A 15,589-nucleotide genomic window follows, 5' to 3' on the forward strand; every position below is an offset into this window, starting at 1 on the left:
AGGAACCGAGGGAACACCGGGCAGGCCCGGCAGGTTCGGAACACCCGGCAGGTTCGGCAGCGTCGCCAAAGACGGAAGTGCCGCCGTTGCCGACTTCGCCACATCCCCAGCCGCGTCGCCAAGACCGGAAACAACCGGCCCAACAACACCGGCAGGATCAACCGGCAGCGCCGAAACGCAAGGAATCGTCGGGACGCCCGGCAGACCAGGCTGTTCCGAAGCACCTGGAACACCCGGGAGCGTCGTCGAAACAGGCAATGTAGTCAGTGACGGCAGGGTTGCTGATGCTGTCCGGGCCGTAGCACCGACAACATGCCCAAGGCTGGATACAGCCTTACCAACAGTCCCTGCCGGACCTGCAGCAGAACCTGAACCAATTCCATGGCCATCGCCAAGGAGAGCGTTCAGCGTCCCATTGCCAAGGTCCCCAACCGCAGGCAGTTTAGGGGTCGCCGGTGTCCCGGGAACCCTCGGCGAAACCTGACCTGCCAGCAACGGCGAGACCACCGCGTGGAGTGTATTTTCAACGGCGTGACCTGCTGCTGACGTTTTCTGTCCAATGTTTCCAACCGGCGCCGGTAATGCACCCGGCCCTGAACCAAGCCCTGAACCATTGCCTAGGACACCGCTCAGAACCCCACCAACATTGGAGGCAACACCTGGCACCGCTGTGGCCGCTGACTGTACTGCCTTGCCCACGACATTTACAACGCCGGATATGGACTTCCCAGCATCGTGGACCGACCCCGTCGCTGAACCGGTCCCCAGCTCCGAGCCTTGGCCCAGAATCCCACTGAGGATGCCGCCGCCATTTGAGGCAGTGGACGCCGGGATGAGGACGCCAGTTTTGGCGGCTTCCGGTCCCGGATCATGATTATCTGCAGCACTTGCTGCTCCTGCGCCGAAGGCAAGGAGCCCTCCGGCGACGACCGCTCCGTAGAGCGATCGGCGAAAAACCACGTGCATGATGCTCAACTCCTGACTTGAATTTTTGACCTTGATCGCAAATGCAACCGAAGGAAATACCGTGGCCGATTCGGATACGCGAAGCGGCACAGGGTCAACTAGTCAGGACTTGATCCGGGGTTGGAGGGCATGGAAGCAGGCAGCGCCCAGTCGACGATTACATCCGCCGATCCGGCACCTGCCGCGTGGAAGGAAAGCGCCGAGCATTCATTTGCTGCGGACCCCGCGGCTCCGCCCGAGGCACCGGCGGATGAACTGGCACCGGCTGAACTTGCCAGGGCTGCCTCAGGCAGGCACGGACCGGGAGCCCCGTCCGGCAAGGGCGCCGAGCATGCCGGGCTGGAAGGATTCGGAACCGACAGGGCACGGGCAACGCCGGGTGTCCCGGGCAGGCCGTGAGCTGTAGACGCGAAGGCCGGGCTGGCTGAGAATGGCGAGACCGCAACAGCGTCCGAAACAACTGGAACCGGAGCGCGGGTGCCCTCAGCGGGAATCGAAGAAGTGTCCGTCGAGTGAGCCGTGGGAGCAGCCGACGCAGCAGGCACGGCTGTCCGCGGATTGTTTGGACTTGGAGCGACAAGATCCGGAAGGACAGCCTGCCCCACCGGCACGACGGCGGCCGCTACTGGTGTGATGACTGGCGCCAGGGCAGTTGTCACGGGCGTAACCACTGGCGAAACAACCGGGGCCACAATGGCCACCACCGGCGCCAAGGCCTTCTTTACTGGCGCAACCACCGGTGTAACCACGGGAGCCAAAACTGGTTCAACGGCCACCGTGACCGGGGCAAGGACACTCTCCGCTACGGATGCCACCGGCGCCGTAATTGAGGTGAGGGCCCCGCCTTTCACAACGTCCTTGGCAACAGAAACGTTTGAGATCGTCTGGCCGGCGCCATTGGCAATTGGCTGGAGGAGTTTCGAAATCGGGCCTGAATCTGAGGAAACGGCATGCAGCGGATGTTCTTGGCCCAACAAAGTACTCGGTGCCTTGTCATTCCTATTGGAGTCCGCGAAGGCCCCGGTGGAGTTCAGCACAATGATGATGGCGGCAAAAAGTGCGGCGCCGATGGCGATGCGCATAATGCGCGCCAAAGGGTTGCCCGTCAGCAATAGCCGAATGCCATCGCCCACCGCGCTCACCCCCACCATGAATCGACTGAGACCGACTTGCTAGAGACCGCTATGGAGACCACCCAAAACCCGAAGCAAACCCCGGGCCGCTGACTTCACCCCAAAGTCACCGTGCTCCCACTGTACGACTCCCCATCCAGTTCTGCCAGAAAAAAGATCAATCCTCTCCAACCGTGGATATGGCCGAGGAAAGCTGTTAAGGTGCCAGCCTTTCGAAACCCGCCATGATCAGGTCCAGGCCAAAAAGGAAGGCTTCATCGGCCCGTTCAGCACGTCCAAGGCCGGCGTTCAGGGCCGCCCGGAGTGACGGCCCTGCTGTTTCCCCTGGGTCCCACACGTCCTCAGGGGCCGCAACGTCCAGGGCCGAACCAAGCACGTAATTATCCAGTACAGTGATGGCTTCCAAGGTCCGTGCCGGGGTGAATCCGGCACGTGCGAATTGTTCCGCCAGCACGTTGTACATGCCAATGGTGGTTGCATCCCGGACGGAATACGCCGTCAGCAGCGGGATCAGTCGGGGGTGCACGGCATAGGAATTCCTGTATTGCACGGCAATGCCGCGGATGGCTGCGCTCCAGTGGGGATCGCCGGCCGTGGCGCCGGCCAAGTCGATCTGGGCCACGGCGGCCCCGCGCATCAGCTCAATGATGTCGCCCTTGCCCGTGACGTGGTTGTAGAGCGAAGACGGACTCACCTTAAGTCTTTTGGCGAGTTCGGGAACCGTGAATTCGCCCTGCGCGTCCACCATGGCCAGGGCGGCCCGCGCAATAAGTTCGGGGGAGAGCTTGGGAGTCAGCGGGCGGGCCATGGGGATCCTTCCGGAAGGTTTCTCCAAGGATAACGAACTAAATTCGTTTAACCCCTTGCGCACCCCGGGAACTTGGATTCATAATAAAACGAACAACATTCGTTTTATGTGATTCCAATCTCCCCGAGGATGCAAAATGCTTGAACTGACAGCCTTCAACCCGCCCGTATCCTGGGCCCGGCCATCGCAGGGCGACAACTCCGAGCCCCTCCGCGTGGCCCTGGTGCAGCACCGCTGGAGCGCGGACCCGGCAATTGTCCGCGAAGAGCTCCGTGATGGCATCTCCCGGGCCGCCACCCACGGTGCCGCCGTGGTCTTCCTGCCGGAACTCACACTTTCCCGCTACCCGGCCGACACCCTCCCTGAAGGAACCCCGAGCGCAGCGGCGGAAGACCTCCTGACCGGCCCGACCTTCACCTTTGCCGCCCAGGCCGCCCGCGATTTCGGCATCTGCGTGCACGCATCCCTCTACCAAAGGGCCTACGCCGGCGACGGCCTGGGCCTGAACACCTCCATCCTCGTCTCCCCGAAAGGCGAGCTGCTGGCGCGGACCCACAAGCTGCACATTCCGCGCACCGACGGCTACTACGAGGACAAGTTCTTTCGTCCTGGTCCGGCCGCCGAGGACGCCTACGCGGTGCATGCGCCCGCGGAACTGGGCGGCGCCCGGCTGGGCATGCCCACCTGCTGGGACGAGTGGTTCCCCGAGGTGGCCCGGATGTATTCGCTGGGGGGCGCCGAATTGCTCGTCTACCCCACGGCGATCGGTTCGGAACCGTCCTTCCCGGAATTTGACACGCAGCCGCTGTGGCAGCAGGTGATTGTCGGCAACGGCATCGCCAACGGACTGTTCATGGTGGTCCCGAACCGCTGGGGCAACGAAGGGTCTGTCACGTTTTACGGCTCCTCCTTCATCTCCGACCCCTACGGCCGCATCCTGGTGCAGGCCCCGCGCGACGAGTCCGCCGTGCTGGTGGCCGACCTCGACCTGGCCCAGCGCGCCGACTGGCTGGAGCTTTTCCCGTTCCTGGCCACCCGCCGCCCCGAGACCTACGGCCGCCTGCTTGAACCGGTCGATGCCGGCCACCCCTACGGAAAGGCCCTCTGATGCGCTGGGTGATGCCCGCGGAAACAGCCCCGCAGGAGCGGATCTGGATGGCCTTCCCTCCCGGCGGCTATGCCCTCGGGGACACCTCGGAAGAGGCGCACGCCGCGCGGAGCTGCTGGGCGGCCGTGGCCAACGCCGCCGTCGAGTTTGAACCCGTGACCATGATCGTGGCGCCCGGCGACGAGGAAGTTGCCGCGCAGTACCTTTCCCCCGAGGTCGAGGTCCGCACGGCTCCTCTTGACGACGCCTGGATGCGCGACATCGGCCCCACCTTTGTGGTGGGGAAGGCGGACGACGGCGGCACCCGGCTCGGTGCCGTGGACTGGGTGTTCAACGGCTGGGGCGCCCAGGACTGGGCCTCCTGGGGCAAGGACTCACTGATCGGCACGGCAGTGGCCGGGCTGGCCGGAGCCGAACGCGTTGGCTCGAAGCTGGTCAACGAAGGCGGGGCCATCCACGTGGACGGCGAAGGCACGGTGCTCGTGACGGAAACAGTGCAGCTGGACCCGCACCGCAACCCCGGGCTGTCCAAAGCGGACGTGGAGGCAGAGCTGGCCCGCACCATCGGCGCCACGCACGTCATCTGGCTGCCACGCGGGCTGGCCCGGGACGCCGAACGGTTCGGCACCCGCGGACACGTGGACATTGTGGCCACCATCCCCCGCCCCGGCACCCTCCTGGTGCACCGGCAAAACAACCCGGAGCACCCGGACTTCGCCATCACGGCCGAAATCATCGAATTCCTGCACACCACACGGGACGCCGCGGGCCGGGCCTGGAACATCATCGAGGTCACTGCCCCGGAAACCACCACCGACGCCGAGGGGTGGGTGGACTACAGCTACATCAACCACCTTGTCCTCAATGGCGGCGTAATCGCTTGCAGCTTTGACGACCCCATGGACGCCACGGCCCAACAAATCCTCGCCGACGCCTACCCGGGCCGCAGGGTGGTCAGCGTTGACGCCCGCGAACTGTACGCCCGCGGCGGAGGCATCCACTGCATCACGCAGCAACAACCGCTGCTTCCCTAGAAAGGCTCCCCCATGAGTCAGACACAATTGCGTGGCAAAACTGTTGCCGCGCGGGGGACAGTGCCGTCCCCCTCCCCTGGCGGCAAGGGACTGGCCGCCGGCCAGCTCGGCCTGCTGGCCGTCGTCGTGATTGGTATTTCCACCATTGCCCCCGCCTACGTGCTCACCAGCACGCTGGGACCCACGGTCCAGGCCATCGGCGCCCACCTGCCAGCCATTTTCGTGGTGGGGTTCATCCCCATGTTCATGGTGGCGTTGGGCTACCGGGAACTCAACGCCGATTCCCCCGACAGCGGCACCACCTTCACCTGGGTCACCAAGGCGTTTGGCCCCGTGGTGGGCTGGATGGGCGGGTGGGGGCTGCTGGCGGCCAACATCATTGTGCTCTCCAACCTGGCGGGCGTGGCAGTGGATTTCTTCTACCTGTTTGTTTCCCAGCTGACAGGCCAGGGATGGATTGCCGGCCTGGCCGCCAACAAGCCCGTCAATGTGCTGACCTGCCTGGTGTTCGTGGCAGCTGCCGTCTGGGTTTCCAGCCGCGGCGTCAAGACCACCAAGAGCGTGCAGTACCTGCTGGTGGCCTTCCAGCTCGGCGTCCTGGCCTGGTTTGTCATCGGGGCGTTTTCCAAGGTTGCCGCTGGGCAGGCCGCCACCTCCATGGCCTTCAGCTGGAGCTGGTTCAACCCGCTGGACATCGGCAGCTTCTCCGCTTTTGCCGCCGGGCTGTCCCTTTCCATCTTTTCCTTCTGGGGCTGGGACCTGTGCCTGACCATGAGCGAGGAAACCACCAACTCGAAGAAGACGTCCGGGCTGGCCGCCGCCATCGTCGCCATCGCCGTCCTGGTCATCTACGTGGTGGGCTCGATCGCCGTGGTCATGTTTGCCGGCGTTGGCAACACCGGGGTGGGACTGACCAACCCGGACATTGCCGAAAACGTGTTCACGGCCATCGCAAGCCCCGTCATGGGCCCGTTCGCCATCCTGCTGTCCCTGGCCGTGCTCTCCAGTTGCGGCGCATCACTGCAGTCCACGTTTGTATCGCCGGCGCGCAGCCTGCTCGCCATGGGCTACTACAAGGCGTTGCCCTCGCGGTTTGCATCCGTCAACCCGCGCTTTCAGTCGCCGGTGTTTGCCACGGTGGCGGCCGGCGTGGTCTCCGCGGGCTTCTACGCCCTGATGCGCTACCTCAGCGACAACGTGCTCAATGACACCATCCAGGCCCTGGGCCTGATGATCTGCTTCTACTACGGGATCACCGCTCTGGCCTGCGTCTGGTACTTCCGGCACTCCTTGTTCAAGAGCGTGCGGAACTTCTTCTTCAGGCTCGTGTTCCCGCTGCTCGGCGGGGTGGGGCTGGTGGTGGTGTTCCTGCAAACCGCGGCGGACAGCTGGGATCCGTCATTTGGCAGCGGCTCGCAACTGTTCGGCGTGGGCCTGGTCTTTGTCATCGGCGTGGGGATCCTGGTTTTGGGTGCCGTGGTCATGGCCGTGGTGCACTGGCGGATGCCCGGATTCTTCCGCGGCGAGACGCTAAAGCAGGACACCCCGGCCCTGGTTGTGCCGGAGTAGCGCCACCAGCTTCCAGCCACAAAAATGCCGCCCGGAAACCAACGTTTCCGGGCGGCATTTTTGCGGCTGCTACCCGAGGACGGCGGCGCCGCGGGAAACGTGCACCATTTCCTCGCGGGAGACCACCTTGACGCGTTCGCGCTGCACAGGTCCGTTCTCCGAGGCGGCCGCCCCGAGGCCCTTCTCATGGGCGTCCAGCTCATGCCAGCCCTCCCACGTGGTGAAGTCCACCTCGCGGGACTCCAGCAGATCCAGGATGGCATCGTGTTCTCGGACCGCGGCTGTCGGCAGCCCTTCACGGTCGCTGAGCAGGTGGGTGATTGTTTCCAGGGCATCGCCCTTGGTGCTGCCGATCAGGCCCACCGGCCCGCGCTTGATCCAGCCCGTCGCATAGATGCCCGGCACCTGGGATCCGTCGGCACCCAGCACGCGGCCGCCGTCGTTCGTGACAACGCCGCGGCGGTGGTCAAACTCCACGTCCGGCAGGGCGGAGCCGAAGTAGCCCACCGAACGGTAGACGGCCTGCACCGGGTAGTCGATGAACTCGCCGGTGCCGCGCGTGTTCCCCGTGCCGTCCAGCTCCGTGCGCTCAAACTTGATGCCGGTGACCTTGCCGTCCTCACCCGTGATCTCGACCGGGTTGTGGAGGAAGTGCAGGTGGAGCCGGCGGGAGGCGCCCGTGGCGGGGTCGGCGGCGTCGTCCTCCTGCTCCACGAGCCAGTTGGTGAGGGTGTTGACCATGGTCTTGATCTGGTTGTTGCTCTTGATCGCCTCATCGGAGGCCTCGTCGAAGTCGAAGTCCTCCTCGTAGAGGACAATGTCCACGTCGCGGGAATGCGACAGCTCGCGCAGCTCCATGGGCGTGAACTTCACCTGGGCGGGGCCGCGGCGGCCGAAAATGTGCACGTCCGTGACCGGCGATTCCAACAGGCCCTGGTAGACGTTGTCCGGAATTTCGGTGACCAGGAGGTCGTCGGCATGCTTGGAGAGCACACGCGCCACGTCCAGGGCCACGTTGCCGTTGCCAATGACGGCAATTTCCTTGGCGGTCAGGGGCCATTCGCGGGACACATCCGGGTGGCCGTCATACCAGGAGACAAAGTCGGCACCGCCGAAGGAGCCCTCCAGCTCGATGCCGGGGATGTTCAGGTCCGCGTCCTTGATGGCGCCCGTGGCGAAGATCACGGCGTCGTAGTGCGTTTGGAGGTCCTCCAGGGAGAGATCCGTGCCGTAATCGACGTTGCCGAAGAAGCGGATGTCCCCGCGGTCCAGGACCTTGTGCAGGGCGTTGACGATGCCCTTGATGCGGGGATGGTCCGGCGCCACGCCGTAGCGGATCAAGCCGTACGGGGCCGGGTAGCGGTCAAAGAGGTCGATCGCCAGGACCAGGCCGTCCTGCACTTCCTGGCTCTTGGTCAGCATGTCCGCGGCGTAGACGCCTGCCGGGCCGGAGCCGATGACTGCGATGCGCAGCGGGCTATCCGCCGTTCCGCGGTTTTCGGTTCCAGGGATGCTGGCTGCAGGAGAGACGGGAGTGCTTGATGACACGGCTGTGCTCATTTCTGTAGTGTCGTGGGGCTTAAGGACAAGTCTAGGAGAGAATGCTTGCGGTTTCCCGCGTGCCGTAGTGGGCCGTTGCGAGTTCCGGCGGCGCCAGCGGACTGACGCGCACCACGTCGCCGACGACGACGACGGCCGGGTTGCGCACCCTGCCCGCCTGCGCCTGGGCCACGATGGTGCCCAGCGTGCCGATGGTGACTCGCTGGTTTTGGGCAAAACCGTTTTCGATGATGGCCACGGGGCAGTCCGCGCCGCGGCCCGCCGCCTGCAGGATGGGAATGGAGCGGTTGAGCGTGCCCACCCCCATCAGCAGCACCACGGTGTGGTCGCTGCCGTGCGGGACGTTTTCAAGTTCCTCGTGGCCGCTGATCATGGTGAATGCCTTGGCCAGGCCGCGGTGGGTGACGGGAATGCCGGCCGCGGCGGGAACGCTGACGGCGCTGGTGACACCGGGGACCACTTCGACATCCACGCCGGCGTCGCGGCAGGCAATGGCTTCCTCGCCGCCGCGGCCCAGCACGTAGGGGTCCCCGCCCTTGAGCCGCGCCACCCGGTGGCCCTTTTTGGCCTCGCGGACCAGGATCGCATTGATTTCACTTTGCGTGACGGGGTGGTGCCCGGGTGTCTTGCCCACTTCAATGACCTTGACGTTTTCGCCCAGTCCTTCAAGGAGGCCGCGGGGGCCCAGCCTGTCCGCCACGACGACGTCGGCCTCGGCCAGGAGCCTGCGCCCCCGGACGGTGATGAGGTCCTCGGCGCCGGGCCCTCCGCCAATCAGGGCCACGGAGCCCTGGCGCCCGCGAGTGTCGGGATTCCGGCGGTGCCGCCCCAGTGGCAGTTCGCCGGTTTCCAGGCCGGCCGCGATGGCATTGCGGATGGCGACGGCGCGCAGCGGGTCTCCCCCGGCGTTGACGGCAACCTTCACGTCCTCCACCGTCGCGACGGCGGGCGTCCAGGCGGCCGAATCCGCTGCGTGGGAGTGGTTGACGGACCAGACGCGCTGTGACTCGGCGTCGGCGGCCACAAGGGTGTCGATGTCAGCGTCACCGCTGGCGGCCACGGCAAACCAGGCCGAGTCCATGTCGGAGCTCTCGTAGGGGCGCGCCCGCCACGTCACCAGCTCCACCAAGTCCCGGGCCGGGGCGCTGAGCACCGGGGCCACCAGCGTGACCTGGGCGCCGGCGTCGAGCAGGGCCTTCGCGCGGCGGGCAGCCACCGTGCCGCCGCCCACCACCAGTACGGGGCGGCCCAGCAGCCGGAGCGAGGTTGGGTAAAGATCCACAATTGCCATGGGTTGACCTTAGGGAAAGGGAATATTCGGGTTCAAGACGTTCGTTACACCCGTTCACGCAGCGTCACGGGGGGACATATTTGCAGACCGATGCTGCCTATCTATCGCGTGCTGCCAACCAGCAGGCCACGGCCGCGCAGCAGCCGCTTTTCCACCGGGGCGAACACCAGCAGCTCCACGGCGATGCCCACAAACAGGATGGCCAGGATCGCGGACATCACCATGCCCATGTCCGCCAGCTGGCGGCCCTGCTCCAGCAGGGAGCCGAGCCCGAAGCCCAGCGTTCCGCCCACGGCAATGATCTCGGCGGCCATGAGCGAGCGCCAGGCAAAGGCCCACCCCTGCTTCAGCCCGCCCACATACCCGGGCAGCGCGGCGGGCAGCACCACGTTCACGGCCATTTCCCACCGCGACGCACCCAGGATTTGGCCCACGCGCCGGTATTGCGGGGGAATCTGGTCCACGCCGGAAATGAGCCCGTTAATGATGGAGGGGATGGCGCCCATGAACATGACGAAGTAGACGGTGGCGTCGGTGAGCCCAAACCAAATGATGGCCGCAGGCACCCACGCCACGGAAGGCAGCACCTGCAGCCCTGAAATCAGCGGCCCAAACGCCCGCCGCAGCACCCGGACCTGGGACAGCAGCAGGCCAATCGGGGTGGCCACCACAATGCTGATGGCAAAACCGACGAAGCCGCGCTGCAGCGACGTCCAAATGGCCTCCTGGGCGGTGCCTTCGTGCCACAGCGTGCCCAGCGAGCCAAGCACGTCCAGCGGGCCCGGCACCTGGTCGCGGCGGCGCAGGCCCAGCGAGACGTAGAACTGCCACGCCAGCAACAGCACCACCAGCGCAACAAGCGGCAGCAGCAGGCGGGACCAATCGATCCCGGTCTTTTCAACGGACTCCGACTGCAACGAATCCAGCCCGGCTTCCAGCGAACGCATTTCTTCGGCGTTCCCGCTCTTAAGCAGCGGTGATGTCACGGTTTCAGGCATGACGGCGGATCTCCTCGCGCAGGCGGGCAGTAATGTCCGCGGTCAGTTCCCCCGCGGCGCCGGCGTTGGTGCGGTGTTCCTCGGAAACCTGCCATTCGGCCACCACGCGCCCGGGCCGCGAGGACAGCAGCAGCACCCGCTGCCCCAGCCGCACCGCCTCGCGCACATTGTGGGTGACAAAGATGATGGTGCGGCCCGTTTCCTGCCACACGCGTTCCAGCTCATTGTGAAGCAGGTCGCGCGTGATCGCGTCGAGAGCCGCAAAGGGCTCGTCCATCAGCAGCAGCGGCCTGTCCTGCGCCAACGACCTGGCCAGGGCCACCCGCTGGCGCATGCCGCCGGAAAGCTCGTGCGGGCGCTTGTCCGCCGAATGCCCCAGGTTCACCAAGTCCAGCAGTTCGGCAGCCCGGGCCCGGCGCTCCGCCCGGCCCACCCCGCGCAGTTTCAGCGCCAGTTCCACATTGCCGCGGGCGCTCAGCCAGGGAAACAGGGACGAATCCTGGAACATGAACGCGGCACCGTCCACCGGCACTTCCAGCGCGCCGGACGTGGGCACGTCCAGCCCGGAAATGATGTTCAGCAGCGTTGACTTTCCACAGCCGGAGGCGCCCAGCAGCGCCACAAACTCGCCCTGGTGGACGGTGGCATTCACGTCCTCCAAGACCGGCGCGCCGCGGCCAAAGCGCTTGCCCAGCCCTTCCAGTACGACGGCGCGTGCCCGGCTTCCGCCGTCGGCCTGCCGTGCGCCGTCGGCCTGCTTTGCGCCGGCACCCTGCGGGTGCACCCCTGCCGCGGCAGGGCGCTGTTCGGCCAGTAATTCAGTCATTTCGCAACCAATCCCGCTGCCGTCCCATGGGATGGGTCGGCAGCAATTTGCACCTGGTGTTGCTGCGGGCCTGCATCCTGCATGGCTCCCGCGTTGGAGGAGGCAGCCGCTGCCCCACCGCCAATCAAGGCGATCAGGGCGGCCACGGCAATGATCTCCACGCCGCGCCGCGGACGTGCCTGCTGGGCTCCGGTGGTGGTTCGCCAAGTGTTCATGGATAAACGGTAGGGAATGCCCGTGGCCCTCTTCAACGATGCGGACACCCGGGGTCACCGTTGTTCACGCGGCGTCACAAACGGCACTTCACAAACGGGGCCGCGCCGGAGCTACTGTCCGCCGAGCCCGCCGGCGGAGACAGCCGGTTGTCCGGTCCTGGCCAGCACCTGGTTCAGCGGCTGAAGCTCGAAGATGCCCGCAAGGTTCGCTTGCTTGCCCACGCCGGCCGTGACGCCGTGTTCCAGCAGAGTTGGGAAAGTGGCGGCCAGGGGGTCGGGCGAAAAGCTCAGCTCAGCCAGCGAACGGTCGATGACATTGGCGGGCAGCGCCTTGCCCGCCGCAGCTTTCAGCGCCGCGTTGACGGCGTCCGGCGCCTGGGACTTGTGCGAGTTCAGCCAGCTGATGGCATCCGTGTGCCCGGCCAGCAGGGCTGCCACGGTTTGCGGGTGGGCGTCCAAATATGACTTGTTGACCACCAGGATGGTGGTGCTGAACTCCCCCTTGGGCCAGAGGCTGGCCTCGTTGACCAGCACCTTGGCACCGGCTTGGAGCACCAGGCGTGACGCCCAGGGCTCAGGCAGCCAGGCGCCGTCGAGCTTGCCATCCTGGAAGAGCTTGAGGGTTGAGGCGTTGTCCGTGGGGTTGATGGTGACGTCGCCGCCGCCGCTGGGCGTTGTCTTCAGGCCCTGGGCGGCCAGCCACGAGCGCAGCGCCACGTCCTGCGTGCCGCCCAGCTGCGGGGTGGCCAGGACCTTGCCCTTCAGTTGCGCGGCCGAGGTGATGGAGGGCTTGACCACCAGCTGGGCGCCGCCGCTGGTGGCGCCGGCGATGATGCGGATGGAGGCGCCGCCGCTTTGGACGAAGGAATTGATGGCGGGATTCGGGCCCAGGTAGGCCGCGTCGATGGCACCGGCGTTGAGGGCCTCGATGGCGGAGGGTCCGGCATTGAACACCTGGGTGGTGAGCTTGGTGGCACCCAGGTCCTTGGCGATGATGCCGTTGTTGACGCCGATCAAGGCAGGGGCGTGGGTGACGTTGGCAAAGTAGCCCAGCTTGAGGGTGGCAGCAGCGCTGGGCGGGGGAACGGCGTCGTTCTTGGCATTGCCGGCCGTCACGGAGGCGACGGCGGCACCCGCCCCAATGAGGGCGATGACGCCGGCAACGGCCAGTATTTCCACTTTGCGCAGCTTACGGCGCGGTGACTTTTGGCCGGCGACAATTCTGGCAGTCCGCAGGGATGGCGCGGCCGGGTTGGCTGTGAGTTTGTTTTCAGGCGTGTTTTCCGGGGTTCCGGGGGGCTCTGCAACATTTGTCATGCGTCAACGCTAGGGATTGTCCGGGGCTGCCTCAACGGCGCTGACACAAGGGTTCATGCTGATTCACGGCGCGTCACAAACCGGGCGGCGCGTCTCCGGCCGGACCCTGGTCCGTGTCCTCGCTGACGGATCGCCGGTAGTTGCTGGGAGTGAAACCCAGGACGCGCTGGAAGTCCTTGGCCAGGTGGGCCTGGTCGGCGTAGCCAAATTCGGCGGCAATGGCGGCCAGCTCCAGTCCCGGGTTCGTGCGGGAGCGGTCGGCCGCCTCCTGCAGCCGGCGACGGCGGATCAGCGCGGAGGGGCTCAGCCCCACGTGCTTCTTGGCCAGGCGCTGCAAGGTCCGGGCGGACACCGCCAGCCGTTCCGCGGCGTCCTCAATACGGACCACGTCAGCGGAACTGCCGATCAGTTCAGCCACGGCGTTCGCCAGCAGGCCGTCGTCGGGCACTTTCGGTATTTGGGCGGACAGCCAGTCGGCGAACTCCTGCACTGCGAGCTCCCGCCTTTTATCCGGGGTGCCGCAGCGCATTCCATTCATGGCGGCGCTGACCGAGTCCCGGAGGGCCGGGACGTCAAGGGGCACCCTGGCATCCAGCAGGCTGGCGGGATCGCCGGTGAATGAGGGAATGGCGGCCGGCTTGAGGAGTGCGCCAACGGCCCATCCCCGGCCGCGGAGATCCTGGTGGGAGGTGCGGGTGGTGGGGCCGGCCAGTTCCACCTTGCTGGCTTGGACCACCAAGTTGAATGCCGGGAAGGAGATGAGCTGCTGGCGGGATGCGCGGCCGGGCTCGATGTCCCATTCCGGAATCCAGAACCACTCCACCAACTGCTCCACCTCGTTGGGTGCCGGCAGGCGGTGGAAGGTTGGAAGTCTGGCGGGGTAGAGGATCCCCTTGAATGAGCTGACCACCCCGCCATCCTACGGTCCAGCGTGTCGCGAATCTACAAGCCTGCGCGGCGGGCGGTCCGTAGCGTGGATGGCATGACAAATTCAGCAGACCCGCAAGCAACCACGGCAGCCACCGGCAACTTCACCAGCCACGGCCGCCCCAAAGGATTTTCCAGCCTGACACCGTTCCTGGCCATTGCCCGGGCCGGCGAGGCGCTGGCGTTTTACCGCGACGTCTTCGGTGCCCGGGTTTTGGGCGTGACGGAGTTTGGGGGCGTGGTGGCCCATGCCGAACTCGATTTCGGCCAAGGCCGGCTCCAGCTCGGCGAGCCGGCCCCTGCCTACCACCTGGTTCCGGCGCCGGAGGGTGAAGACGACTGCTATTCGATGGGGCTCTACTGCCCCGACGTTGACGCGCTGCTGGACCGGGCGGTCGACGCCGGGGCCACCATCCGCGAACCGGCCACCAATTTTGTCTCCGGCGACCGCTTCTCCAGCATCCGGGACCCGTTTGGCGTGCGCTGGTCCATCATGACGCGGGTGGAGGACATCTCGGATGAGGAAAGCGCGGCGCGCGTTGCCGAGTGGGCTGCCCAGCAGGGGTGAGCCACGCGGACCTTGGGCCAGGCGGGAGGTGAGGCACGCGGGAGGCCAGCCAACCGCCTGGCGGGAGGGCCGGCGTCGTGCTTGGCCTTGGTGGTGAGCCGGCTCAGGGCTGGAGCGTACGCAGCCGGCGCAGGCGGTAGCGGAGCTTGCCTTCGCGGTTGAAGTCGTTCCCGACGTTTTTGGTGGCCTCAATGTAGGGCTCGCCGAAGGTCATGAGCAGGAGATCGTCAACCACGCGGACCTGGCCGGGCATGAACCGGTAGCCCATGGTGGCCGCCACGGTGCGCTGGTTGATGTTGGCCAGCCAGTCCTCCACCGCCTGCACCGTGGTGAAGCCGTTGGCCGTCAGAATCTCCACCAACCAGGCATACTGCCCGGCCTTGCTGTGCGGGTAGGCGGGGAAAACTCGGTCCAGAAGCAGTTGGATGGAATTGGCATCCAGTTTCTGGGAGCCGACCGCCTCGCTCTGGGACTGCAGGCGCTTGAGGATGTCGGAGATGTTGACGAACTGCTGGTCCGCGAGCTCGATCAGGGTGGAGGCCATGGTGAAGGCGCGGCTGATCTCGGCGTTGTCCACATGGGTGCCCTTGAAGCGGATGTCGTGTTCAAATTCTGCCCAGGCATGCTGGAGGACTGTGCGCAACTGCACCTCGAAGCGCTGGCCGCCGAAATTTTCGCAGCCCGCCGGCGGGTTCTCCGACGGAACCTCCAGCGTCAGGTGCCGGCCCGCGTAGCCAATGCCGCCATTCTTGCGGATCATGGCTGTCTTGTCTTCGTCGTCGCGGCAGATGAACTGGCTGCTGAGGGCAATGGCGACTGCGTCGATGTCTGTTTCCACAAACAGGATTACGCGCACGCCAATGAGATCGTCCAGGTGCGCCGTTCCGCCGGGGTACTTTAGTTCGCCGTCGCTGCCCCGCCGGGTGATTTTTTCAAGCGTGGATTTTCTGCTCTTGACGCGGCACCGGACGTCGTGGTGGTTGAGTCCGTCGTCCTGCAGCCTGGCAACAATGGCGGTTCGGATCGATTCGGCAGCCTGCTGAAGGTAGTCCTCGCGGTAGTCCATGACCACTGCTGCGGGGCCATCCACTGCCGACTTTGCGCCCTCGGCCACTTGACTCACGGTTGCACTCCCCTTGTCACAGCGGGCAGCCCCAATTGCTGCAACGCCCTTTAGGGAAATTCTCCCACCTTCGCAGGGCTTGTCCACTTTCCCCGCGGCGGGGCGGGTTCTTTGCGGCTGGTTTGCTGCCGCTGCCGGCCAGGCTC

The 15,589-nt window shown here is 65.8% G+C and carries 14 protein-coding genes; 5 read left to right on the plus strand and 9 right to left on the minus strand.

All coding sequences use genetic code 11. From position 1 onward, the window contains the following. Nucleotides 1–1,095 precede the first annotated feature (1,095 nt). Complete coding sequence (locus LPN03_RS19020) at nucleotides 1,096–1,365, plus strand: hypothetical protein (protein ID WP_165183213.1); 270 nt, start codon at nucleotides 1,096–1,098, stop codon at nucleotides 1,363–1,365. Between the two features lie 930 nt (nucleotides 1,366–2,295). On the opposite strand, the gene LPN03_RS19025 is transcribed toward LPN03_RS19020, so the two are convergent. Further along, a complete protein-coding gene (locus LPN03_RS19025) occupies nucleotides 2,296–2,907 on the minus strand; it encodes a TetR/AcrR family transcriptional regulator C-terminal domain-containing protein (protein WP_262455507.1) in 612 nt (203 codons plus the stop codon). A 136-nt stretch (nucleotides 2,908–3,043) separates the two neighbouring features. Here LPN03_RS19025 and LPN03_RS19030 point away from each other — a divergent pair, with 136 nt between their 5' ends. From LPN03_RS19030 to LPN03_RS19040, 3 genes are read left to right on the plus strand one after another with little or no spacing between them, the layout of a single operon-like run. Further along, nucleotides 3,044–4,015: a nitrilase-related carbon-nitrogen hydrolase gene (locus tag LPN03_RS19030; protein WP_262455508.1), complete on the plus strand. Its 972-nt coding sequence runs from the start codon at nucleotides 3,044–3,046 to the stop codon at nucleotides 4,013–4,015. Then, the gene (locus tag LPN03_RS19035; protein ID WP_165183216.1) at nucleotides 4,015–5,049 is read left to right on the plus strand and encodes an agmatine/peptidylarginine deiminase; all 1,035 of its coding nucleotides are present in this window, start codon (nucleotides 4,015–4,017) and stop codon (nucleotides 5,047–5,049) included. The genes LPN03_RS19030 and LPN03_RS19035 overlap by 1 nt, the downstream gene beginning before the upstream one ends. Before the next feature lie 12 nt (nucleotides 5,050–5,061). Continuing rightward, the gene (locus LPN03_RS19040) at nucleotides 5,062–6,618 is read left to right on the plus strand and encodes an APC family permease (RefSeq protein ID WP_165183217.1); all 1,557 of its coding nucleotides are present in this window, start codon (nucleotides 5,062–5,064) and stop codon (nucleotides 6,616–6,618) included. A gap of 69 nt (nucleotides 6,619–6,687) precedes the next feature. On the opposite strand, the gene LPN03_RS19045 is transcribed toward LPN03_RS19040, so the two are convergent. From LPN03_RS19045 to LPN03_RS19075, 7 genes are all read right to left on the minus strand, one after another. Further along, the gene (locus LPN03_RS19045; RefSeq protein WP_165183218.1) at nucleotides 6,688–8,178 is read right to left on the minus strand and encodes an FAD-dependent oxidoreductase; all 1,491 of its coding nucleotides are present in this window, start codon (nucleotides 8,176–8,178) and stop codon (nucleotides 6,688–6,690) included. A gap of 31 nt (nucleotides 8,179–8,209) precedes the next feature. Further along, the gene (gene cobA, locus LPN03_RS19050) at nucleotides 8,210–9,469 is read right to left on the minus strand and encodes a uroporphyrinogen-III C-methyltransferase (RefSeq protein ID WP_165183219.1); all 1,260 of its coding nucleotides are present in this window, start codon (nucleotides 9,467–9,469) and stop codon (nucleotides 8,210–8,212) included. Nucleotides 9,470–9,570: 101 nt separating this feature from the next. After that, a complete protein-coding gene (locus LPN03_RS19055) occupies nucleotides 9,571–10,467 on the minus strand; it encodes an ABC transporter permease (RefSeq protein WP_165183220.1) in 897 nt (298 codons plus the stop codon). Continuing rightward, a complete protein-coding gene (locus LPN03_RS19060) occupies nucleotides 10,460–11,293 on the minus strand; it encodes an ABC transporter ATP-binding protein (protein WP_262455510.1) in 834 nt (277 codons plus the stop codon). Before LPN03_RS19060 ends, LPN03_RS19055 begins: the two co-directional genes overlap by 8 nt. Further along, entirely contained in the window at nucleotides 11,290–11,508 is a 219-nt protein-coding gene (locus tag LPN03_RS19065) for a hypothetical protein (RefSeq protein ID WP_262455511.1), read from the minus strand. Before LPN03_RS19065 ends, LPN03_RS19060 begins: the two co-directional genes overlap by 4 nt. Nucleotides 11,509–11,619: 111 nt before the next feature. Beyond that, nucleotides 11,620–12,825 carry an ABC transporter substrate-binding protein gene (locus tag LPN03_RS19070; RefSeq protein ID WP_165183223.1) on the minus strand — a complete coding sequence of 402 codons (1,206 nt, stop codon included), beginning with the start codon at nucleotides 12,823–12,825 and terminating at the stop codon, nucleotides 11,620–11,622. A gap of 73 nt (nucleotides 12,826–12,898) precedes the next feature. Beyond that, nucleotides 12,899–13,735, minus strand: coding sequence for a helix-turn-helix domain-containing protein (locus LPN03_RS19075; RefSeq protein WP_165183224.1), 837 nt, complete (start codon nucleotides 13,733–13,735; stop codon nucleotides 12,899–12,901). Nucleotides 13,736–13,807: 72 nt separating this feature from the next. On the opposite strand from LPN03_RS19075, the gene LPN03_RS19080 reads away from it, so the two are divergent. Then, entirely contained in the window at nucleotides 13,808–14,320 is a 513-nt protein-coding gene (locus LPN03_RS19080; protein WP_165183225.1) for a VOC family protein, read from the plus strand. 103 nt (nucleotides 14,321–14,423) lie between these two features. Here LPN03_RS19080 and LPN03_RS19085 read toward each other — a convergent pair whose 3' ends face one another. Next, nucleotides 14,424–15,443 (minus strand): GTP pyrophosphokinase family protein, encoded by a 1,020-nt coding sequence (locus LPN03_RS19085; protein ID WP_262455512.1) that lies wholly within the window; start codon nucleotides 15,441–15,443, stop codon nucleotides 14,424–14,426. Nucleotides 15,444–15,589: the final 146 nt, after the last annotated feature.

The sequence above is a fragment of the Arthrobacter sp. A2-55 genome (genome assembly GCF_025548615.1).
GTDB lineage: Bacteria > Actinomycetota > Actinomycetes > Actinomycetales > Micrococcaceae > Specibacter > Specibacter silviterrae.

Bases quoted from the DNA above. Each gene is read 5' to 3' on its own strand.
- LPN03_RS19035 (WP_165183216.1), top strand. From the start codon at position 4,015: ATGCGCTGGGTGATGCCCGCGGAAACAGCCCCGCAGGAGCGGATCTGG.
- LPN03_RS19060 (WP_262455510.1), bottom strand. From the start codon at position 11,293: ATGACTGAATTACTGGCCGAACAGCGCCCTGCCGCGGCAGGGGTGCAC.
- LPN03_RS19020 (WP_165183213.1), top strand. From the start codon at position 1,096: ATGGAAGCAGGCAGCGCCCAGTCGACGATTACATCCGCCGATCCGGCA.
- LPN03_RS19040 (WP_165183217.1), top strand. From the start codon at position 5,062: ATGAGTCAGACACAATTGCGTGGCAAAACTGTTGCCGCGCGGGGGACA.
- LPN03_RS19025 (WP_262455507.1), bottom strand. From the start codon at position 2,907: ATGGCCCGCCCGCTGACTCCCAAGCTCTCCCCCGAACTTATTGCGCGG.
- LPN03_RS19070 (WP_165183223.1), bottom strand. From the start codon at position 12,825: ATGACAAATGTTGCAGAGCCCCCCGGAACCCCGGAAAACACGCCTGAA.
- LPN03_RS19065 (WP_262455511.1), bottom strand. From the start codon at position 11,508: ATGAACACTTGGCGAACCACCACCGGAGCCCAGCAGGCACGTCCGCGG.
- cobA (WP_165183219.1), bottom strand. From the start codon at position 9,469: ATGGCAATTGTGGATCTTTACCCAACCTCGCTCCGGCTGCTGGGCCGC.
- LPN03_RS19080 (WP_165183225.1), top strand. From the start codon at position 13,808: ATGACAAATTCAGCAGACCCGCAAGCAACCACGGCAGCCACCGGCAAC.
- LPN03_RS19055 (WP_165183220.1), bottom strand. From the start codon at position 10,467: ATGCCTGAAACCGTGACATCACCGCTGCTTAAGAGCGGGAACGCCGAA.
- LPN03_RS19030 (WP_262455508.1), top strand. From the start codon at position 3,044: ATGCTTGAACTGACAGCCTTCAACCCGCCCGTATCCTGGGCCCGGCCA.
- LPN03_RS19045 (WP_165183218.1), bottom strand. From the start codon at position 8,178: ATGAGCACAGCCGTGTCATCAAGCACTCCCGTCTCTCCTGCAGCCAGC.